The sequence below is a fragment of the Alloyangia pacifica genome (assembly GCF_900116195.1).
Taxonomy (GTDB): Bacteria; Pseudomonadota; Alphaproteobacteria; order Rhodobacterales; family Rhodobacteraceae; genus Salipiger; species Salipiger pacificus.
Genome location: NZ_FOZW01000002.1, coordinates 225,404 through 244,759, shown reverse-complemented (window position 1 = coordinate 244,759; position 19,356 = coordinate 225,404). Strand labels below are relative to the sequence as shown.

Here is a 19,356-nt window from a genome sequence, read left to right as displayed (position 1 = left end):
ATCAGAATTTCGCCACCTTGCCCCATTGCGAGCTCTCGAAGCGGTCGAGGCGGTACTGCGCGGTCTCGGTGATCGGCTCGCGCCCGGTCAGCATGTCGGCCACGAGATGCCCCACGCCCGGCCCGATGCCGAAGCCGTGTCCCGAGAGGCCCGCGGCCAGCGTCAGACCCGGGATGCCGATGTCGCTGTCGATCACCGGCACGCCGTCGGGGGTGCTGTCGATATAGCCCGCCCACTTGGCCTGCACCGGCACATTTTCGAGCGACGGCAGAAGGCGGCGGGCCCGGGTAAGAGTTTCGTTGATCAGGATTTCCGACGGCCTGGGGTCGAGAATGCGGACCCGCTCCATCGGGGTCTCGCGGTCCAGCGCCCAGATATCGCGGGTCTCGAAGCCCGCCTTCCACGCTTGCAGCCCGCCCGGAGACAGCGCCCGCCAGCGCTTGGCGAACATCGGCAGGAAATGTTTCGCGCCGCGCAGCGTGCCCGGGGTCGGATCGATGTTGCTGCGCCCCGAGATGGCCAGCGTGTAGGCGCCGTCGCCGCGGCGGGTGATCGAGACGGCGGCGGTGTGCAAGGCCGGCGGCAGACCTTCGGCACCGGGGGCCACCGACAGGATCGAGCTGCGCACCGAGGCCTGCGGGAAGAAGATGCCCGACTGGTGCAGGAAGCTCGCCGCCCAGGCCCCACCCGAGAGCACCACCTGTCTGGTGCGGATCGTGCCCTTCTCGGTGATCACCGCCGAGACCGCGCCGCCCGAGGTCTCGATGCCCCGCGCCGCGCAGTTCTGGAGCACCACGCCGCCGTGCTTGACAATGCCGCTGGCGATCAGCGGTGCCGCGCGCGAGGGATCGGCGGTGCCGTCGGTGGGCGACCAGACGCCACCCTTCCACGCCTTCCCGGTGGCCGCGCCACGCTCCGTCGCCTCGGCAGCGCTCAGCATCCGCGTGTCCACCCCCTCGCCACGGGCGAAGGCGCCCCAACGCGCCCAGCCGTCGATCTCGGCCTGATCATCCGAGAGGTACAACAGCCCGCAGCGTCGGAACCCGAGGTCCTCGCCGATGTCCTCGGCCATCTCCTCCCAGAGCGCGAGGCTGCGGGTCGAGAGCGGCAGCTCGCGCGCGTCGCGGTTCTGCTGGCGGCACCAGCCCCAGTTGCGGCTCGACTGTTCGGCCCCGACCCGACCCTTTTCCAGCAGCACCACCTTCTGGCCCGCGCGCGCCAGCCAGTAGGCCGCGCTGGTGCCGACGATGCCGGCGCCGATCACCACGCAGTCGGCGGTCTCGGGCAGCTCGGTCTGGGTGTCGATGTGCAGCAAGGGGGCGGTCATGGTCTTCTCCTGTAGTCCCCGGATCTTCTACGACGGCGCGGCCAGACGCATCTGCCGGATCACCGTGCGATCACGGCATTTCCTGTCGAATACGGTTGACTTGAGGACCGCTCTGCCCTTCACAAGACGCGTACGGCGCGCAGACTCCGAGGACCAAGAAGAATGACCAGCAGCTACAAGCTCGACCGGATCGACCTGAAGATTCTCGCCGAGTTGCAGCGCAATGGCCGGATCACCAATGTCGAGCTTGCGGACCTCGTGCACCTGTCGCCCTCGCCCTGCCTGATGCGGGTCAAGAAGCTGCAGAAGGCGGGCTACATCACCGGATACGCGGCGCAGATCGACATGGCCAAGCTGGGCGAGACGCTCACCGTTTTCACCGAGTTCACGCTGAGCAACCACCGCCAGATCGACTTCGCGCGCTTCCAGGAGGCTCTGGAGAAGGTCGATTGCTGCGTCGAGTGCCACCTCGTTTCGGGTGGCTACGACTACCTGGCGAAATTCGTCACCTCGTCGATCTCCGACTACCAGACGATCGTCGAGGGGCTGATCGACCGCAACATCGGGATCGACAAGTACTTCAGCTTCGTGGTGATGAAGACGCCGTTTTCCAAGACGCAGATGCCGCTGACCCATCTCTTCGCCGACAAGGTCTGAGCCGAGCAGTGCGGGCACCTCGGCGCCCGCACCCCGCTGTCCTCAGCGATTGGCGAATTGCGCCACAAGCTCGGGGTCCTGTTCCAGCCCCGACAGCCAGCCCGTGTCGAGCTGCGGCACCGAGGAAATCAGCAGCCGTGAATAAGGATGCGTCGCCTCGCTCGACATGCGCGCGGCGGGCAGCGCCTCGACCACCTCGCCCTTGTACATCACCAGCACGTCGTCGCAGATCGCCTCGACCGTCGACAGGTCATGACTGATGAACATGTAGCTCAGCCCCAGCTCGCGCTGCAGCTCCTTGAGCAGCTCGAGGATCGCCGCCGCCACCACCGTGTCGAGCGCCGAGGTGATCTCGTCGCAGAGGATCAGCTCGGGGCTGGCCGCGAGCGCGCGGGCGAGGTTCACCCGCTGCTTCTGGCCGCCCGAGAGCTCGCCCGGCAAACGGTGCCGCAGCGCGGCCGGAAGATGCACCATGTCGAGCAGCTCGATCACCCGTGCCTCGCGCGCCTTGCCGCGCAGCCCCTCATAGAAGGTCAGCGGGCGGGCGAGGATGCTGCCGATGGAATGCGCCGGGTTGAGCGCCGTGTCGGCGAGCTGGAAGACCATCTGCATGCGCTGCAGGTCGTCCTTGGAGCGGTTCTGCAGATCGGGCTTCAGTTCCTTGCCGTCGACCATGACCGCGCCGCGATAGGCGGGCAGGATTCCGGCGATGGCCCGCGCCAGCGTCGACTTGCCGGAACCGGATTCGCCGATCACCCCGAGGTTGCGGCCGCGCTCGAGCTTGAAGTTCACGTTCTTGAGGATCTTGGCCAAGGGCACGCCATCGCGCATCGGACCGTAGCCCGCGCAGAGGTCGAAGACCTCGAGCACGGGGGTGGGCTTGGCCGCCTGCACCGGCTGGTCGACAGGCTGGTGCGGCACGGGCTCGAAGGCCGCCAACAGTTGTTTCGTATAGGGGTGCTGGGGCGCGCGCAGGATCTGCTCGGCGCTGCCGACTTCCTGGATCTCGCCACCCCTCAGCACGATGATGCGGTCGGCGATCTGCGCCACCACGGCAAGGTCGTGGCTGACGTAGACGCCGGCCATCCCACCCTTCTGCATGACGCTCTTGAAGGCGCGCAGCACCTCGATCTGGGTGGTCACGTCGAGCGCCGTGGTGGGCTCGTCGAAGATCACCAGCTTGGGATCGCCGATCAGCGCCATTGCCGCCGAGAGGCGTTGCAGTTGCCCGCCCGACACCTGGTGCGGGTACCGCTGGCCGATGTGCTCGGCGTCCGGCAGTGCGAGTGCGCGGAAGAGTTCGACCGCCTTTTTCTCGGCCTCGGCGCGCGGCATCAGCTCGTGGATCGCGGCGATCTCGATCACCTGCTCCATGATCCGCTTGGAGGGGTTGAAGGCCGCCGCCGCCGATTGCGGCACGTAGGAGACCTCTGTGCCGCGCACCGAGGCGCGGGCGCGCTCGGACATGGCGGTGATCTCGGAGGTGCCGAGGCGGATGTTGCCGCCGTCGATGCGGCAGCCGGTGCGGGTGTGGCCCATCAGCGAGAGCGCGATGGTGGTCTTGCCCGAGCCGCTCTCTCCGATCAGCGCGACGATCTCGCCCGGTTCGATGTCGAAGCTGACGCCCTTGATGATCTCGACCTTGCGGCCGGCGTCGGTGGTCGCGCCGATGCGCAGGTCGCGGACGGAAACGAGGGGGTTTGTCATCATTCGCTCCTGTCGCGGATCTTGGTGGGCAGGTTGTCGATGAACATGTTCACCGAGATGGTCAGCGAGGCGATGGCCACCGAGGGGAAGATCACCGCCGGCGCGCCGAGGCTCAGCCCCTCGATGTTCTCGCGCACCAGCGCGCCCCAGTCGGCGTTGGGCGGCTGCACGCCGAGGCCAAGGAACGACAGGCCCGAGAGCACCAGCACGATGAACACGAAGCGCAGACCCAGATCGGCCAGCACCGGTCCGAGGATGTTGGGGAAGATCTCGCGCAGGATCAGGTAGGGCGTGCCCTCGCCGCGGGCGCGGGCCACGGTGACGAAATCCATCGTGTTGACGTTGACCGCCAGCGCCCGGGCGAAGCGGTAGGCGCCGGGCATGTAGATCGCCGCCAGCGTCAGCACCAGCACCGGGATCGACGAGCCGACGGCGGCCACCACGACGAGCCCGAAGAGCAGCGAGGGGATGCCGTTGAACGCATCCAGCAGGCGCGACAGGATCATGTCGAACCAGCCGCCCGCGACGGCGGCCACCATGCCGAGGATCACCCCCAGCGTGCAGGCCAGCGTCACCGCCGCGAGGGCGATGCCGACGGTGTAGCGCGCGCCCATCAGGATGCGCGAGAAAATGTCGCGCCCGAGGTAGTCGGTGCCCATCCAGAAATCCTTGGTCACCGGGCCGAAGTAGTCCCAGTCGACGATTTCTCCGGGCGGGTGCGGCGCCAGCCACGGCCCGACGACGGCGACCACGGCCCAGAACAGGATGATCGCGAGGCCGATCTTGCCGACCCAGTTGAAACGATAGCCCGGCCCCTTGCGCTTCGGCGTGTCCTTGGCGGTGGTGGTGGTAACTTCAGCCATCATCGACGCAGCCTCGGGTTGGAAAGGATTGCAATCATGTCCGCCAGGGTGATCAGCGACAGGTAGCTGACGCAGAAGATCATCGCGCAGGACTGGATCAGCGGCAGGTCGCGGGTGCTGACCGCATCGACCATCAGCTTGGCGACACCGGGGTAGTTGAAAATCGTCTCGACGATGATCACCCCGCCGACGAGGTAGCTCAGCGACAGCGCCACCGCGTTGGCGATCGGCCCCAGCGCGTTGGGCAGCGCGTGGCCCAGCACCATGCGCTTGCGCGAGGCACCCTTGAGCAGCGCCATCTCGACGTAGGGGGTATTGATCGTCTCGATCACCGCGGCACGGGTCATGCGGATCATCTGCGCCGAGACCACGAACGACAGGGTGATCACCGGCATCGCGTAGGCCTTGAGCATGGCGGAAAGCGAGCTGACGTCGGCGCCGTAGCTCAGCGCCGGCAGCCAGCCGAGCCAGACGGCGAAGATCAGCACGGCGAGCGTCGCCACCATGAACTCGGGCACCGAGATCACCGAGATAGTCAGCACCGAGACGATCCGGTCGAAGAGCGAGCCGCGCCACATGGCCGCGCCGATGCCGAGTGCCAGCGCGATCGGCACCGAAACCAGTGTCGTCACCCCGGCGAGCTTCAGCGAGTTGCCCAGCCGGCCCGAGATCAGCTCCACCACTTCCATCTTGTTCACGTAGGAGGTGCCCAGATCGCCGCCCAGCAGCCCGACCAGCCAGCCGACGAAGCGGCTCAGCGCGGGCTCGTTCAGGCCCATCGCCTCGCGCAGGCCGGCGACGGCCTCGGGGGTGGCGGCCTGACCCAGCAGGATCTCGGCGACGTCACCGGGCAGAAGCTCGGTGGCGAAGAAGACGGCGAAGGAGACGATGACCAGCGTCAGCAGGGCAATGCCGAGCCGCTGTATCACCAGGAACCATGGCGTGAGCGATTGGGGCAAGTGGGGCACCTCTTTCGGCCGGGGGTGTCGGAAAACTCGAAGACCGGGCCCGCGTCTGGCGCGGGCCCGGAGTGTGCGCGAAGATCAGGCGTTGAGCCAGACGTATTCGGCGAAGGCGTAGCCCATCATGCCGCCCAGCGGGTTGGCCTTGAGGCCGCCCAGCTTGCTCGACACGGCGTCGACGTTGGAGATGTAGGCGGGGATGATGGTGCCGGCTTCGTTGGCGATCATCTCCTGCATCTCCCAGTACATCGCGGTCCGCTTCTCCTCGTCGAGGGCACCGCGTGCTTCGACCATCATGCTGTCGAACTTCTCGGACTTGTACTGGCTCTCGTTCCACGGCGCGTCCGAGGAATAGAGCAGCGAGAAGAGGATGTCCGGCGTCGGGCGCGGGTTGATGTTGCCGAAGTGGACCGGCGCCTTGAGCCAGTAGTTCGACCAGTAGCCATCGGAGGGCACGCGCTCGACCTTCAGGTTCATGCCGATCTGGCTGCCCGCCTGCTGCACCACGGTTGCCATGTCGACCGAGGACGAGGCGGCGTCGGAAGCGACCATCGGGATCTCGGTGCCCAGCAGGCCCGCCTTCTCGAAGTGGTACTTGGCCTTTTCCGGATCGAAGGCGCGCGGCGCGAGGTTCGGGTTGTGGTAGCGGTTGGCCGCCGACACGGGCTGGTCGTTGCCGATCTCGGCAAAGCCGCGCAGCACCGACTTCTGGATCATCTCGCGGTTCACGAGGTACTTCATGCCCTCGACGAAATCAGCCTTGGCGCCGGGTTCGAGGTCGAGCCGGATGTTGAGGTTGGTGTAGTTGCCCGCGGTGGTCACCGAGGTCATCACCGAGTCCTGCCCCTCGAGCATCCGCATCGAGCGCGGGTTGACCGAGGCGGCGAGTTGGATATCACCCGAGAGCAGCGCGTTGACGCGGGCGTTGTTGTCGGGGATCGCGAAGAACTCGAAGCTGTCGAGATACGGGCCCTCGGCTTTGAAGTAGTTCGGGTTCTTCACCGCCACCGAGCGCACGCCGGGCTCGAAGGCCTCGCAGATGAAGGCGCCGGTGCCGTTGGCCTTGGAGAAATCCGTGGTGCCGTCGGCGATGATCATGAAGTGGTGCAGCGAGAGGATGGTCGGCAGGTCGGCGTTGGGTGCCGAAAGCACGATCTTCACGGTCAGGTCATCGACCTTGGAGATCTCGGTCATCTGCTTGGCGATCGAGTTCACCTTGGAACCGACAGCCTCGTCGAGGTGGCGCTTCAGCGAGAAGACCACGTCATCGGCCGAGAGCGTCTTGCCGTCGTGGAAGGTCACGCCGGATTTCAGCTTCACTTCCCAGGTCTGCGCATCGTCCGAAGCAACGCTGTCGGCCAGTTCCATCTGCACCTGCCCGGCCTCGTCGAGGAAGGTCAGGCGGTTGTAGAAGGCGCAGCAGCGCACGTAGTCGGTCGAGAGCGACGCCTTGGCCGGATCCAGCGTGTCGGCGGTCGAGGACGACCAGCCGGCGGCCTTGAGCGAGCCGCCCGAAACCGGGGTCGCGGCGACGGCAGCACCGGCGCGCATCAGCAGCGAGCCGCCTGCCGCGGCAGCGACGCCCGAGGACATCAGCATCTTCAGCAGCTCCCGGCGCGAGGCACCGCGGCGGATCATCTGCTCGACCATCGCGTCGTCGCGGCCGGTCCAGTTGGTAGGAATCTTGGTCATGTCGTGCTTCCCTGTTGTGATGGTTTGAATGGCCCCGGCGGTCTTGCCGCCGCCTGGGACCGTTTGGTTCGCGGGGTTACGCGCCGAAGGCGTCTTCGGCCGCGAGGGCCAGTTCGATCAGCGCGTGGAAATGGTAGTCGGGCTCGGTGAATTCCTTCGGCTCGATGGTGCCGCCATAGCCGTTCTGCGCGTGGCGGCGCTGGATCCAGGCGTTGGTCATGCCCAGTTCGCGCGAAATGCCGATGTCGTGGTACTGGCTCTGCGCCGTGTGCAGGATGTCGTCCTTGGAGCCGCCGTCCTTGGCCACGTAGTCGAAGACCTGGCGGAAGTAGTCGGGGTCCGGCTTCTCGCAGCCGGTGTCGTCGGTGGTGAAGCCAGCCCAGAACGGCTGACCCAGCTTCTCGGCGTATTTCTCGAAGGCCCAGCGGCGGGCATTGGTCATCGCGATCAGCTTGTAGCGGGCCTTGAGCTTTGCCATCGCCTCGGCGCTGTCAGGGAAGGGTTTCGCCTCGCCCACCGTGTCGATCATCAGCTGCCGGTATTCCTCGGTGTCGGGCAGGCCGAAAGCTTCGGCGATGCGCGAATAGCAGCGGCCCAGGTCGTCGGGGAAAAGCCCCGCGCCCGGCTCGTAGCGCGCGTCGCGGTAGACCGAGAGCGCCGCTTCGCCGTCCACGTCGACGCCTTCGCGGGCGGCGATGGTCGCAAGTCCGTCCTTGATCGCGCCCTCGAAGTCGATGAGCGTCCCGACCACGTCGAAGGTGACGTAGCTGAAGGCGGTAAGCGGTTTCAGGGCGGTGGTGGTTGCCATCTCGGCAGTCCTTTCTGCGATGTAGCGGCGCGGGAGGGGCGCCATGATCCGTGCCGGGACGCGGGGCTTTCGCAGAATTTTCTGCTTGGCCTGCGGTTTTGCGCCACCCACGCTGGTTTCCGTCGTTTTCCCCCTGATTTTCGGGGAAATCCTGCGTAGTCCCGTCGGGTCGTCACGTCCCTGTTGCATTCAGCTTCCCCCGAAATGGCGCTTCGGAAACTCCGAAAGCGGGCGGGAGGGCGGCATATTCTTCTGTATTCCCCCGGGGCGCGGCATTTTCGCGCCGTGCCCCGGAGAGGTGTTTCAATAGCCCCGCGCCTGATCGACGAGCCCCGGAAGCGGCTCCCCTGCCCGGCTGGCGCGCAGCACATTCAGCACGTGCCGGGCACCCTCGGCCGCGTCGGTGTTGGCGGCGACGTGTGGCGTGATGACCAGCCGCGGGTCGGCCCAGGCCCAGTGATCCGCCGGCAGCGGCTCGGGGTCGGTGACATCGAGCATGGCCGAGGCCAGCTGACCGGCATCGAGCGCGCCCTTCAGCGCCGCCATGTCGAGCTGCGCGCCACGCCCCGCGTGAACCAGCATCGCGCCCTTCGGCAGTTTCTCGAAGAAGGCCGCATCCATCAGGCCGCGCGTCTCGGCAGTCAGCGGCAGCAGGCAGATCAGGATATCGGACCGCGCAAGGAAGGCATCCATCCCCTCCGCCCCGAAGACCTCGATCCCTTCCGCCGGGCGGCCCGAGCGCGACCAGCCGGCAACGTCGAACCCCATGCCGCGCAGGGTCTCGGCGGCCAGAAGGCCGATGCGCCCCAGCCCCATGATGCCGACCCGCGTCCCGCGGCTGAGCGGCACCGGGCGGGTCTTCCATTCCGCGGCGCGCTGCTGACCGAGGTAGACGGGCATCTCGCGGTGCAGCATCAGCGTCGCCATGACCACCCAGTCGCGCACCATCTCCTCGATGCCCGGCGCCAGCGTCCGCACGAGGCTGACGCCCTCGGGCATGGCGGGCATCTGGTCGATGCCCGCGCCGGTCGAGATCACCACCCGCAGGTTCGGGTAGCGCCGCAGATCCTGCGGCGGCACCCAGCAGACGATATGAGTGATCGCGGCGGGGTCGGTCACCGCCGCCTCGCCGATGATCATCTCCTCGCCCGCTGCCGCGAAGAGCGGCTTCCAGACCTCGGCGCGGTCGGCCGTGGAGAGATAGAGCAGCGCCATCAGGCAAGGACCGCGCGGATTTCCGGGTCTTCCAGCGTCAGGTCGAGCACGGTGCGGGTGCGCTCGACGATGGCGTCGATCTCGGCCTCGGTGCAGCACAGCGGCGGCGCGTAGCCGAAGATGCCCTGCGCGAAGCTGCGCACGATGAGTCCCTGCTCCCATGCCCGGTCGAAGAGACGCGTGGCAGGCTGCACGGCGGCGGGCAGCGGCGTCTTCTTTTCCTTGTCGGTGACCAGCTCGACGGCGGCCAGCATGCCGCGGCCGCGCACGTCGCCGACCAGCGGGTGATCGCGCAGGCTCTCGAGCCCCGCCATGAGCCGCGCCCCGGCCTTGCGGCCGTTCTCCAGCAGACCGCCCTCGTAGAGCCGCAGCACTTCCAGCGCCACAGCGGCGGACACGGGATGCGCCGAGTAGGTGAAACCGTGGCCCACGGCCTTGGCGCCCGCGCCCTCGGCGATGGTCTCGTAGACATGGTCACGCATGAAGACCGCGCCCATCGGCACGTAGCCCGAGGTGAGGCCTTTCGCGGTGGTCATGAGGTCGGGCACGATGCCCTCTTCGGCGCAGGCAAAGAGCGGGCCGGTGCGGCCAAAGCCGGTGATGACCTCGTCGGCGACGAAGAGAATGTCCATCTCGGCGCAGGCGTCGCGCATCGCCTTGACCCAGCCCTTCGGCGGCACCAGCACCCCGCCCGAGCCCTGGATCGGCTCGACGTAGAAAGCGGCGACCTTGTCCTCGCCGATCGCCGCGACCTTGGCCTTCAGCTCGGCGACCGAGGCGTCGATGATTTCCTGCTCGGTCTTGAGCGGGTTCCGGTAGATGTAGTGCGACGAGATCTTGTGCTGCCACTGGTAGGGCACGCCGAAGCCCTCGTGGAAGCCGGGCAGCGCAGTCAGGCCGGCACCCATGGTGGTGGAGCCGTGGTAGCCCTGTTCGACCGAGATGAACTGGTCACGCTGCGGCTGGCCCTTGGCGTGCCAGTAGTAGCGGATGAAGCGGATCGTGCTGTCCACCGCGTCCGAGCCGCCGAGGCTGAAGTAGATGTGGTTGAGATCGCCCGGGCTGCGCTCGGCCAGTTCCGCGGCAAGGCGGATCGGTGCCTCGGCACCCAGATCGAAATAGCCGGTGGCATAGGGCAGCTTGCGCATCTGCTCGGCGGCGGCCTCGACAACACTCTCATGGCCGTAGCCGGCATTGACGCACCACAGGCCCGCGAAGCCGTCGATCAGCTCGCGGCCCTCGGCGTCGGTGACGGTCGCGCCGGAAGCCGAGCGCAGCACACGCACGCCGCGCGCCTCGTGGCCGCGGAAGGACGAGACCGGGTGGACAAGGTGCTGGCGGTCCAGCTCGACAAGGGAATTGGTCAGCATGAAGCTCTCCGAAGGGTCAGCCCAGCGCCTGCGAGGCGAGGGCATAGGTTTTGAGTTCCGTTTCGGCCACGCGGCGCGCGGCCTTGGTCATCGAGGTGCCGCCGCCCTCAGGGGCGAGGCCGAGGCTTTCGGCATGAGCGGCAAGTGCGGGATCGGTCAGGTCGATCCGCAGGAACTGCCCGGCACAGCGCGTTGCTCCGGCGGCGATCAGCGCGCGAGCGGTCTCGGGATCCTGCGCCACTACCGGGCCCAGCACCCTGCCCCGTCCGAACTCGCGCAGAATGGCAAAGCCGCGCTTGGCGCGCAGCAGATCGCCCGTGCGCAGGATGGTGCCCAGCAGCGCGGTGCGGTCGAGGCCGCTGGCGGCACGGTCCATGGCAACGAGCTCCGCAACGTCCACCGCGCCGCCAATGCGCACCGGCACCTCGGGCGGGTTGGCCCGAGCAATGCCTTGGTGCTGGGCAATGTGTCCGGTCACCTCGAACCCCAGCTTCTCGTAGAGCGGCAGCCCGTCGGCAGTGGCGGTCAGGCGCAGCTCGCCTTCGCCTGCAATGTCCAGCACCGCCTGCATCAGCCTGCGGCCGAGCCCCTGCCCGCGCATCCGCGCGTCGACGATGATCATGTTGATGGCCGCCACCTCGCCGAAGATCGAACAGAGCGCGGTGCCCACCACCTCGCCCTCCAGCAGCGCCACGACCCCCTGCGAGACCGAAAGCGTCAGCGCCCAGTCCTCGGCGCGGTGCGGCCAACCGGCCTCGCGCGAGAGCCGCAGGGCACCGGCGACATGCTCGGGGGCGAAGGGTACGATCTCTGCGGTCTGCGGTCGGGGCATGGTTCCCGAGGGGCTGTCGGTCATGGTCGGCTCCGTTCTGGTCCCGTTCAGGCTAGGCGCGCGCGGGCGGCAGTTTCGATTTGATCCCGGAAAGCGGCGGCAGTTTTCTGCGAAAGGCCCTCCGCGCTGCCGCAGATTATGCTGCGCCGCCAGCCGGTGCCGGGAAGGAGCGGCTTGGCATTCCCGCGCCCGCCTTATGCAAAGCAAAAGCGCCGGTCTTGGGGGACCGGCGCAATCTGAGCCTCTATGCGGCCGTGGAACAGACACGAAGTTCAGGACGCGATGACGAATATCTTCTTCACCGTCTCCAGTGTGTTCCACTTGCCCACGAAGCCCGGCTTCATGACGAAGCTGTCGCCTGCCCCAAAGACATGGCTTTCACCGCCGTCCTCGGAGATCTCGCAACGACCCGACAGAATGTGACAGAATTCAAAGGTCTCGCCCTTCATCGAGATCGTTGTGCCCGGGGTGGCTTCCCAGATGCCGGTACGAACCTTGCCCCACTGGGCGGCCTCGGCGAGGGCAGTATCCAGCTCCCAGGTCTTGTAGGAGGGCACGCCCTCTATGCAGCGCTCGGGGGCGGCCTCGGCCTCGCGCGGGGAGAAGGTCGGAGCGGTTGTGAGGGGAACAAGCTTGGTCATGGTCGGGTCTTTCGGATGATCGTGTTTGCTTTGCGCAAGATTGGCCCACGCCGCCCCCCGAGAGGGACCGAAAGCGCGGGCGAGACGGCAGACCCTGCCGCCGCCTTCGCATCAAACGCAATTTCGTGCGCTGAAAGCGGGAAACGCGGCAGGCGCTGTCGCGGAGGCCGGGTGAAGATGATTGCGACATCTACCCCCCGGAGACGACAATGACCTTCCGCCCCAAATTCATCACCTTCGACTGCCATGGCACCATGATCCTCTTCGACATGGCCGGCGCGGCGCGCGACTTCTATGGCGAAGCGCTCGGTACAGAGATGATCGAGGTCTTCATCCGCGACTTCTCTGCCTACCGGCTCGACGAGGTGCTGGGGGCGTGGAAGCCCTATGCCGAGGTCGTGCACAACGCGCTCGAGCGCACCTGCAAGCGCAACGGCGTAGCCTTCGACCCCGAGATCGCGCAGAAGATCTACGAGCGCGTGCCGACCTGGGGTCCGCATGCCGACGTGCCCGCCGGCCTGGCCAAGATCGCGCCGCACATCCCGCTGGTGGCGCTGACGAACTCGATGAACAGCCAGATCCCGCACAATATCGCCAAGCTCGGCGCGCCCATCGCCCATGTCTTCACCGCCGAGAGCGCGCAGGCCTACAAGCCGCAGATGCGCGCCTTCGAGTACATGTTCGACGAGCTGGGCTGCGGGCCGGAGAACGTGCTGCACGTCTCCTCGTCGTTCCGCTACGACCTCATGACCGCGCATGACCTCGGCATCAAGAACAAGGTCTGGGTCAACCGTGGCCACGAGCCCGCCAACCCGTTCTACGGCTACACCGAGATCAAGGACATCTCGGGGCTGCCGGGCGTCGTCGGCCTGTAAGCGAGGAGCACCGCGATGCAGTTTCAGTCCTATTGGCACGCCACCTCCACCCCCTTTGCCGCGGCAGAGCGCGGACCGGTCGAGGGCAAGGTCGACGTGGTGGTCATCGGCGCGGGCTTCACCGGGCTCAACGCCGCACGCAAGCTGGCCCGCGAGGGTGTGAGCGTCGCGGTGCTCGAGGCCCGTCACGTCGGCTTCGGTGGCTCGGGCCGCAACGGCGGCCACCTCAACAACGGCATGGCGCATGGCTACGGCGAGGCCAAGGCACATCTTGGCGAGAGCCGGGCCAAGGCACTCTGGCAGGCCTACGACCGCTCCATCGACATGATCGAGGACGTCATCGCCGAGGAGGACATCGCCTGCGACTTCCGCCGCTGCGGCAAGCTAAAGCTCGCCTCCAAGCCCAGCCACGTCGCCGGGTTGCGCGCCAACTTCGAGACCATCCACCGCGAGGTCGACGCCGACACCCGCTTCCTCGAAAAGCACGAGCTGGCGGATGAGGTCGGCTCGGAGCAGTTCCACGGTGGCATGCTCTACGGCAAATCTGCGATGATGCACATGGGTCGCTACGTGACCGGGCTGGCGGATGCCGCCCACCGCCATGGCGCCAGGATCTGGGAAGACGCCCCGGTCATCGGGCGCACTCGCGACGGCGGTGGCTGGCTCATCGAGACCCCGAAAGGTTCGATCCGCGCCGAGCGGGTGATCGCCGCGACCAACGCCTATTCCAACAGTGTCGGAAAGGCCCCCCTTGGCTTCTTCAAGAAGCGCATCATCTCGGTCGGCTCCTTCATCGTGGCGACCCGCCCGCTCAGCGACGCCGAGATCGCCGCCACGCTGCCGGGCAACCGCACCTATGTCACCTCGATGAACATCGGCAACTACTTCCGCCTGTCCCCCGACAAGCGGATGATCTTCGGCGGGCGGGCGCGGTTCTCCGCGACCTCGGACCAGAGCTCGGACGCCAAGTCCGGCAAGGTGCTGCGTGCGGCGCTGACCGAAATGTTCCCGCAGATGGCCAAGGTCGAGCTGGACTATTGCTGGGGTGGTATGGTCGGCATGACCAAGGACCGCTTCCCCCGCGCCGGCGAGGCCGACGGCATGCTCTACGGCATGGGCTACTCCGGACACGGCGCGCAGATGTCGACGTTGATGGGCCAGGTGCTGGCGGATATGGCCATGGGCCGCAACGACACCAACCCGCTGCGCGGCCTCGACTGGCCCAAGGTGCCGCTGCATTCCGGCAAGCCGTGGTTCCTGCCGCTGGTCGGCATGTACTTCGGCCTGAAGGACCGGATTTCCTGAAAACACGAAGGGGGCCCTTGGCCCCCTGTCCTCATCCCAGAGACTGCATCGCCAGCCCGTAGGTCATCGGCCCGCTGCTCGCCCGGCGCAGGCGGCCGTAGCGCATGTCGGTGACCGTGTCGTAGACCCCCAGCCCCGCCGCCGAGACGAAGGCCTCGAAGCGCTCGCTCTCGATGATCGTGTCGAGCCGAAGGAACTGGCCCTCATGCGCGATGATGAACTCGGCAGCCAGCTGCATGGCCACCCCGTCCTGCTCGGCCACAAGTGGGCCGATCACCCGGCCCTTGCCGAAGTTGCGGATCATCGCGTAGCCCTCGATCGCGCCGCCGCGCTCGGCGACCAGCACCTCGGACACGCGCAGGAGCGCATCGAGGATCGCCGTGCGCGCTGCACCGTAAGCGTGGGTGTCGAGCGCCCGGATCGCCGGCAGGTCACTTTCCTGCATCGGCCGGATGGAAACGCCCTGCACCGGCTCGGGAGGCCGGATCGCCCGCGCCACCCCCTGATGCTGGTACACGAGGCGCACCGGCGTGAAGCCCGCCCCCTCGTAGAGACGGTACCCCTGCCGCGTCGCCGATAGCCGCAGGTCGCGCCCGGCCTGTTCGGTCATCACCCGGCGCAGCAGCCGCCCGCCGGTGCCCTGCGACTGCAGGCGCGGCGTCGTCACCATCATGCCGAGCATGGTGAAATCATCGCCGCTCGGAAAGCCCATCACCGAACTGAGCGGTCGGCCGATCTCGTCGAGCGCGAGGTAGCCGGTACCCAGCCCCAGCACCATTTCGATGTCACTGGCGCGGTGCGGCCAGAACACGCTTACCGTCAGCTCGTGCAGACGGTCGATCATCGACGCGGCGACCGGCTCTATGCGTGCCTTGTAGGTGTCCACCTGCATCCAGTCGCTCTCCACCTTCGGAGCCTCGCGGCGCATGAAGGCGAGATGACGGGCAAGAGCCTCGGGCGGCATCAGTTCGGCACTGCCCGGCGGCAGCGCGTGATCGGACGTATCCTGGGCGACACTCATGCTCATCTCTTTCCATTTCTGGCCACTGGCCCTGTGACCGACCGCGTCTATCCTGTTATCTAACGGATCGCGTGAAAAGATCTGCCGTATCGCGCCCGCTTCCCGAAGTTTCTGCCGTTCTCGCGGCACCGTCGCAACGCCGCTGCAATATTCCCCCCATGTGTGGCTCCAGCGCGGTCAGCGCCAAGGTCGCCCCCTCTTCTCGGCACCATGGCCGGGCGGCACCCCCGTCCCAGCGAGGCCGAAGGCCATAGGTAGGGCTGCACCGAGGAGCCCCGGCGAATTGCGAGTTTGACATCCGACGTGCAATCATCAGGATATACGCTGTCGTATACGACTCGCAATTTGTCAAACACAGCGAAAGGTTTCTCATGCCCATCTTCAACCAACTCCACCATGTCTGCGTCCTTGTCAGGGACCTCGAGGAGAAGCAGAAATTTTACGAAAGCGTCGGCATTGGCCCCTGGTTCGACTATCCGAAGTCGGGCGCCTACCTGGAGTTCGACGTGCCCAATGCAGCCGCCTCCCGCGCCATGCGCTACAAGTGCTGCGATCTGGAAAATTTCCAGATTCAACTCTGCGATCCCGGTGAGTTAGACAGCCCGCAGAAACGCCATCTCGATGCTCATGGCGAAGGCGTCTATCAGCTCGGCTTCGAGGTGCCCGACCGGAACGCAGCGGAAGCCGAAGGTCGCGCCATGGGGCTCGAGGTCGTCGCCCGCGGCCGCAAGACCGACGAATCCGGCTTCTGCTATTTCGACACGAAAGCGCAGGCCGGCGTCGTGCTGGAAATCCGCAAGACCCCGGACGACCAGAAAAAATTCTCGTAAAAACAGACGATTATATGCGGATACCCTAGGTGGAAAAATTCCATCTTGCTTCGTATATTTCTTCGTATATTTTTACATATGCGCTACGGCGCTTTGCTCTTGTAACGACCGGGTCGCCCTGACCCGACACAAACAGAAGATGCGGGCTCCGGCGATGGCCGGGCCCGCAAACGAAGAAGGATTGACATGTACTACTTTGGCTACTGCACCTGGCTCGACGACGCCGAACTCCGCCGTTTCATGCCGAACGCGAAGAAGGTGACGCACGCAGTTGCGCCCAACCACCGGCTGACCTTCCATGCTGCGGCAGACCGCACCGATCGCGGCTGGTGCCACTTCAACAGCACCTGCAAGGACGCCTGGGGCACCACCGCGCATGGCATCGTGTTCGAGCATGAAGGCATCCACTTCAACGACGAATACGACGATTTCGAGCGCTGCACGGTCACCGTGCTGGGCGACGACGGAAATACCTACGATTGCTGGACCTACCGGCTGATCACCCCCGGCGTCCCGATGCGTCCGCCGCACTTCTACTGGAACCACATTCCCAAGGGGATGCGCGATCACGGCTTCCCCGAGGCGTACATCCAGTCGGTGCTCGACACCTACGAAGCTGCTGCCGAATGCCCCGACGCGGATCGACCGAACCCGTCGAAAATCCCCGGAAAATCCGCCGCCTCGCGCTGAGCGCAACGCCCACAGGGAGAGACACATGAACAAGATCAAGAATACGCTCAATATCACCCTGCTGTCCGCCATCCTCGGGATGGCGGGCGCAGCCCAGGCCGAGGTTAAACCCGAGCTCGCCGCCAAGGTGCCCGAGAGCATCAAGGCCGCAGGCGTGCTCACCGTCGGCTCGCAGCAGACCTTCCCGCCGGTCGAGTATCGCCGTGACGGCGAGGACATGCCGGTCGGCGTCTCCGCCAGCCTGCTGGCCGAGATCACCGAGCGCCTGGGGCTGGCGCTGGAATACCGACAGGCCGATTACTCGGCGCTGATCCCCGGGCTCGAGGCGAAACGTTTCGACATGGCCTCGGGCGGCATTTCCGACACCGAAGAGCGTGAGCAGAAGGTCGATTTCGTCAACTACATGATGTCAGGAGCCTCGATCCTCCTGCGCCAGGAAGATGACGGAAAATACAAGACCATCATGGACTTCTGCGACGACTCCATCTCGACCATGCTGGGCGGGCGGACCATCATGACTGCGGTCGAGGCAGCGTCGGCCGACTGCGTGGCGGCGGGCAAGGGAGAGATCACCGCCGAGCAATTGCCCGGCGCCCCGGACAGCCGCATGCAGCTCGATCTGAAACGGGTCAACGGCTATATCGGCGACTTCCCGGCGCTGGTCTACATGATCTCCGGCGATCCCGACAAATACGTCATCGCCGACGGCAACTACCTGCTGGTGAAATACGTGACCTCCTGGGCCTTCCCGAAGGAAAGCCCGCTGACACCGCTGTTCCAGGAGACGGTGCAGGGGATGCTCGAGGACGGCAGCTATCTCGCCATCCTCGAGGAGTGGGGGATGCAGGGCGCGGCCCTCCCCGAGATCACCATAAACCTGCCCGCAAGCAAGCGCTGAGGACCTGACGCTGATGATGACCGCAGCACAGTCGCACTTCGCACCGGAGCCGGTGCAGGAGGTCGTGCATCGGCGGAACTGGGGGGCCTGGCTCCTCAGCTTCCTCTGCCTTGGCCTGATCCTCGCCGTCCTGCGCGCCGGGATCGAGGCACGCATCCTCGACCCGGAGCTCTTCGTTCAATACCTGTTCAGCGAACAGATCCTGATCGGCGCGCGCAACGCGCTGGTGCTGGGCTCGCTTGCCATGGTGCTGGCCTGCGGCGTCGGGCTGGTGGTGGCGCTGATGCGGGTCTCCGGAAACCCGATCATGGCCTCCATCGCCGCGATCTACGTCTATTTCTTCCGCGGCACGCCAATGCTGATCCAGCTGTTGTTCTGGTTCAATGCCGTGCCGATCATGTTCGGCGAGATCAGCATTCCGCTGCCCTTCACCGACATCATGCTGCTGCAGGCGCCGACAACGCAGATGGTCACCCCCTTCGTCGCGGCGCTGATCGGCCTGTCGCTGGCCGAGGCGGGCTACATGTCCGAGATCATCCGCACCGGCATCCAGGCCGTCGACCAGGGCCAGCAGGCGGCGGCGCGGGCACTCGGAATGACCCGGGCGCAGGTGATGCGGCGGGTGGTGATCCCGCAGGCGGCGCGGATCATCCTGCCGGCCGGCGGCAACCAGTACATCATGATGCTGAAGTCGACCTCGCTGGCCTCCGCCATCGGCTATCTCGAGCTGCTGCGCATCGCCACGGACATCTACTCGTCGAACTTCCTTGTCGTCGAGCTGCTGACCGTCGCGGCGGTCTGGTACCTGGTGATGACCGCCTTCGCGACCGGCATCCAGACGATGCTGGAAAAGACTTTTCCCCTGCGGTGATCCCCATGAGCCAGACCATCATCTCCATCGACAACGTGCGCAAATCCTACGGCCATTTCGAGGTGCTCAAGGGCATCAGCCTCGACGTTCCGCGGGGACAGGTCGTCGCCCTGCTCGGGCCTTCGGGCTCGGGCAAGTCCACCCTGCTGCGCTGCATCAACCATCTCGAGACGATCAACGCGGGGAAGATCCACGTGAACGGCGAGCTCATCGGCTACGAGGAGCGCGGCCACAGGCTGCACCAGCTTCCGGACAAGCAGATCGCCCGGCAGCGCCGCGCCATCGGCATGGTATTTCAGAGCTTCAACCTGTTCCGCCACATGACCGTGCTCGACAACGTCATGTCCGGCCCCCTGCAGGTGCTGCGCCAGAACCGCGGGGAAGCACGGACCAAGGCACTTGAACTGCTCGGTCTTGTCGGCCTGAGCGACAAGGCGGATTCATACCCGAGCCAGCTCTCGGGTGGGCAGCAGCAGCGCGTTGCCATCGCCCGCACGCTGGCGATGGAGCCCAAGGTGCTGCTGCTCGACGAGCCGACCAGTGCGCTCGACCCGGAGCTGAGCAAGGAAGTGATCTCGACCATCCGGGGCCTCGCCGACCTCGGCTACACGATGATGATCGCGACCCACGAGATGTCCATCGCCTCGAGCTTCTGCGACCGGGCGGTGTTCATGGCGGACGGCCATGTGGTTGAGGATCGCCCGGCGGCGGAGTTCTTTGCCGCCCCGCGCGAGGCGCGAACGCGTCAGTTCCTTGATCACTATGCGGATTCGGCTCATTAACGGTCGCAAG

19 protein-coding genes are annotated in these 19,356 nt (G+C 66.2%); 8 read left to right on the top strand and 11 right to left on the bottom strand.

Translation table 11 applies throughout. From position 1 onward, the window contains the following. Position 1: 1 nt before the first annotated feature. Positions 2 to 1,327 carry an NAD(P)/FAD-dependent oxidoreductase gene (locus tag BM397_RS05610; protein WP_092419524.1) on the bottom strand — a complete coding sequence of 442 codons (1,326 nt, stop codon included), beginning with the start codon at positions 1,325 to 1,327 and terminating at the stop codon, positions 2 to 4. A gap of 162 nt (positions 1,328 to 1,489) precedes the next feature. Here BM397_RS05610 and BM397_RS05605 point away from each other — a divergent pair, with 162 nt between their 5' ends. Beyond that, entirely contained in the window at positions 1,490 to 1,984 is a 495-nt protein-coding gene (locus tag BM397_RS05605; RefSeq protein WP_092419521.1) for an Lrp/AsnC family transcriptional regulator, read from the top strand. A 42-nt stretch (positions 1,985 to 2,026) separates the two neighbouring features. Here the strand turns inward: BM397_RS05605 and BM397_RS05600 are convergent, their stop codons facing one another. The 9 genes from BM397_RS05600 to BM397_RS05560 form a co-directional block, all read right to left on the bottom strand. Beyond that, complete coding sequence (locus BM397_RS05600; protein WP_092419518.1) at positions 2,027 to 3,691, bottom strand: ABC transporter ATP-binding protein; 1,665 nt, start codon at positions 3,689 to 3,691, stop codon at positions 2,027 to 2,029. Beyond that, entirely contained in the window at positions 3,691 to 4,554 is an 864-nt protein-coding gene (locus BM397_RS05595) for an ABC transporter permease (protein WP_092420577.1), read from the bottom strand. Before BM397_RS05595 ends, BM397_RS05600 begins: the two co-directional genes overlap by 1 nt. Beyond that, positions 4,554 to 5,522 carry an ABC transporter permease gene (locus tag BM397_RS05590; protein ID WP_245695942.1) on the bottom strand — a complete coding sequence of 323 codons (969 nt, stop codon included), beginning with the start codon at positions 5,520 to 5,522 and terminating at the stop codon, positions 4,554 to 4,556. The genes BM397_RS05595 and BM397_RS05590 overlap by 1 nt, the downstream gene beginning before the upstream one ends. A gap of 75 nt (positions 5,523 to 5,597) precedes the next feature. Further along, entirely contained in the window at positions 5,598 to 7,208 is a 1,611-nt protein-coding gene (locus BM397_RS05585) for an ABC transporter substrate-binding protein (RefSeq protein WP_092419515.1), read from the bottom strand. Positions 7,209 to 7,284: 76 nt separating this feature from the next. Then, a complete protein-coding gene (locus BM397_RS05580) occupies positions 7,285 to 8,016 on the bottom strand; it encodes an HAD-IA family hydrolase (protein WP_092420570.1) in 732 nt (243 codons plus the stop codon). A gap of 303 nt (positions 8,017 to 8,319) precedes the next feature. After that, positions 8,320 to 9,231, bottom strand: a complete 912-nt coding sequence (locus BM397_RS05575) for a 2-hydroxyacid dehydrogenase (RefSeq protein WP_092419512.1) — start codon at positions 9,229 to 9,231, stop codon at positions 8,320 to 8,322. Next, positions 9,231 to 10,601, bottom strand: coding sequence for an aspartate aminotransferase family protein (locus BM397_RS05570; protein ID WP_092419509.1), 1,371 nt, complete (start codon positions 10,599 to 10,601; stop codon positions 9,231 to 9,233). The genes BM397_RS05575 and BM397_RS05570 overlap by 1 nt, the downstream gene beginning before the upstream one ends. A 16-nt stretch (positions 10,602 to 10,617) precedes the next feature. Beyond that, positions 10,618 to 11,457: a GNAT family N-acetyltransferase gene (locus tag BM397_RS05565; protein WP_218124834.1), complete on the bottom strand. Its 840-nt coding sequence runs from the start codon at positions 11,455 to 11,457 to the stop codon at positions 10,618 to 10,620. 248 nt (positions 11,458 to 11,705) lie between these two features. Next, positions 11,706 to 12,074: a cupin domain-containing protein gene (locus tag BM397_RS05560; protein ID WP_092419506.1), complete on the bottom strand. Its 369-nt coding sequence runs from the start codon at positions 12,072 to 12,074 to the stop codon at positions 11,706 to 11,708. 209 nt (positions 12,075 to 12,283) lie between these two features. On the opposite strand from BM397_RS05560, the gene BM397_RS05555 reads away from it, so the two are divergent. After that, the gene (locus tag BM397_RS05555) at positions 12,284 to 12,949 is read left to right on the top strand and encodes a haloacid dehalogenase type II (RefSeq protein WP_092419503.1); all 666 of its coding nucleotides are present in this window, start codon (positions 12,284 to 12,286) and stop codon (positions 12,947 to 12,949) included. Between the two features lie 15 nt (positions 12,950 to 12,964). Then, complete coding sequence (locus BM397_RS05550) at positions 12,965 to 14,254, top strand: NAD(P)/FAD-dependent oxidoreductase (RefSeq protein WP_092419500.1); 1,290 nt, start codon at positions 12,965 to 12,967, stop codon at positions 14,252 to 14,254. Positions 14,255 to 14,285: 31 nt separating this feature from the next. Here BM397_RS05550 and BM397_RS05545 read toward each other — a convergent pair whose 3' ends face one another. Then, a complete protein-coding gene (locus BM397_RS05545; protein WP_092567367.1) occupies positions 14,286 to 15,275 on the bottom strand; it encodes a GNAT family N-acetyltransferase in 990 nt (329 codons plus the stop codon). 371 nt (positions 15,276 to 15,646) lie between these two features. Here BM397_RS05545 and BM397_RS05540 point away from each other — a divergent pair, with 371 nt between their 5' ends. The 5 genes from BM397_RS05540 to BM397_RS05520 all read left to right on the top strand — a co-directional run bounded on the left by BM397_RS05540 (position 15,647) and on the right by BM397_RS05520 (position 19,346). Further along, positions 15,647 to 16,105 (top strand): VOC family protein, encoded by a 459-nt coding sequence (locus BM397_RS05540; protein ID WP_092419494.1) that lies wholly within the window; start codon positions 15,647 to 15,649, stop codon positions 16,103 to 16,105. Positions 16,106 to 16,291: 186 nt separating this feature from the next. Beyond that, positions 16,292 to 16,795 carry a gamma-glutamylcyclotransferase family protein gene (locus BM397_RS05535; protein ID WP_092419491.1) on the top strand — a complete coding sequence of 168 codons (504 nt, stop codon included), beginning with the start codon at positions 16,292 to 16,294 and terminating at the stop codon, positions 16,793 to 16,795. 25 nt (positions 16,796 to 16,820) lie between these two features. Next, on the top strand, positions 16,821 to 17,693 hold the full coding sequence (locus BM397_RS05530; RefSeq protein ID WP_092419488.1) for a transporter substrate-binding domain-containing protein: 873 nt from the start codon (positions 16,821 to 16,823) through the stop codon (positions 17,691 to 17,693). A 13-nt stretch (positions 17,694 to 17,706) separates the two neighbouring features. Beyond that, positions 17,707 to 18,564 carry an amino acid ABC transporter permease gene (locus BM397_RS05525; RefSeq protein ID WP_218124833.1) on the top strand — a complete coding sequence of 286 codons (858 nt, stop codon included), beginning with the start codon at positions 17,707 to 17,709 and terminating at the stop codon, positions 18,562 to 18,564. 5 nt (positions 18,565 to 18,569) lie between these two features. Beyond that, positions 18,570 to 19,346 carry an amino acid ABC transporter ATP-binding protein gene (locus BM397_RS05520; RefSeq protein ID WP_092419485.1) on the top strand — a complete coding sequence of 259 codons (777 nt, stop codon included), beginning with the start codon at positions 18,570 to 18,572 and terminating at the stop codon, positions 19,344 to 19,346. Positions 19,347 to 19,356 lie beyond the last annotated feature (10 nt).

Coding starts and splice junctions, on each gene's coding strand:
- BM397_RS05575 (WP_092419512.1), bottom strand. CDS start 9,231: ATGGCGCTGCTCTATCTCTCCACGGCCGACCGCGCCGAGGTCTGGAAG.
- BM397_RS05580 (WP_092420570.1), bottom strand. CDS start 8,016: ATGGCAACCACCACCGCCCTGAAACCGCTTACCGCCTTCAGCTACGTC.
- BM397_RS05600 (WP_092419518.1), bottom strand. CDS start 3,691: ATGACAAACCCCCTCGTTTCCGTCCGCGACCTGCGCATCGGCGCGACC.
- BM397_RS05535 (WP_092419491.1), top strand. CDS start 16,292: ATGTACTACTTTGGCTACTGCACCTGGCTCGACGACGCCGAACTCCGC.
- BM397_RS05525 (WP_218124833.1), top strand. CDS start 17,707: ATGATGACCGCAGCACAGTCGCACTTCGCACCGGAGCCGGTGCAGGAG.
- BM397_RS05560 (WP_092419506.1), bottom strand. CDS start 12,074: ATGACCAAGCTTGTTCCCCTCACAACCGCTCCGACCTTCTCCCCGCGC.
- BM397_RS05530 (WP_092419488.1), top strand. CDS start 16,821: ATGAACAAGATCAAGAATACGCTCAATATCACCCTGCTGTCCGCCATC.
- BM397_RS05520 (WP_092419485.1), top strand. CDS start 18,570: ATGAGCCAGACCATCATCTCCATCGACAACGTGCGCAAATCCTACGGC.
- BM397_RS05610 (WP_092419524.1), bottom strand. CDS start 1,327: ATGACCGCCCCCTTGCTGCACATCGACACCCAGACCGAGCTGCCCGAG.
- BM397_RS05555 (WP_092419503.1), top strand. CDS start 12,284: ATGACCTTCCGCCCCAAATTCATCACCTTCGACTGCCATGGCACCATG.
- BM397_RS05570 (WP_092419509.1), bottom strand. CDS start 10,601: ATGCTGACCAATTCCCTTGTCGAGCTGGACCGCCAGCACCTTGTCCAC.
- BM397_RS05585 (WP_092419515.1), bottom strand. CDS start 7,208: ATGACCAAGATTCCTACCAACTGGACCGGCCGCGACGACGCGATGGTC.
- BM397_RS05545 (WP_092567367.1), bottom strand. CDS start 15,275: ATGAGTGTCGCCCAGGATACGTCCGATCACGCGCTGCCGCCGGGCAGT.
- BM397_RS05605 (WP_092419521.1), top strand. CDS start 1,490: ATGACCAGCAGCTACAAGCTCGACCGGATCGACCTGAAGATTCTCGCC.
- BM397_RS05540 (WP_092419494.1), top strand. CDS start 15,647: ATGCCCATCTTCAACCAACTCCACCATGTCTGCGTCCTTGTCAGGGAC.
- BM397_RS05595 (WP_092420577.1), bottom strand. CDS start 4,554: ATGGCTGAAGTTACCACCACCACCGCCAAGGACACGCCGAAGCGCAAG.
- BM397_RS05565 (WP_218124834.1), bottom strand. CDS start 11,457: ATGACCGACAGCCCCTCGGGAACCATGCCCCGACCGCAGACCGCAGAG.
- BM397_RS05550 (WP_092419500.1), top strand. CDS start 12,965: ATGCAGTTTCAGTCCTATTGGCACGCCACCTCCACCCCCTTTGCCGCG.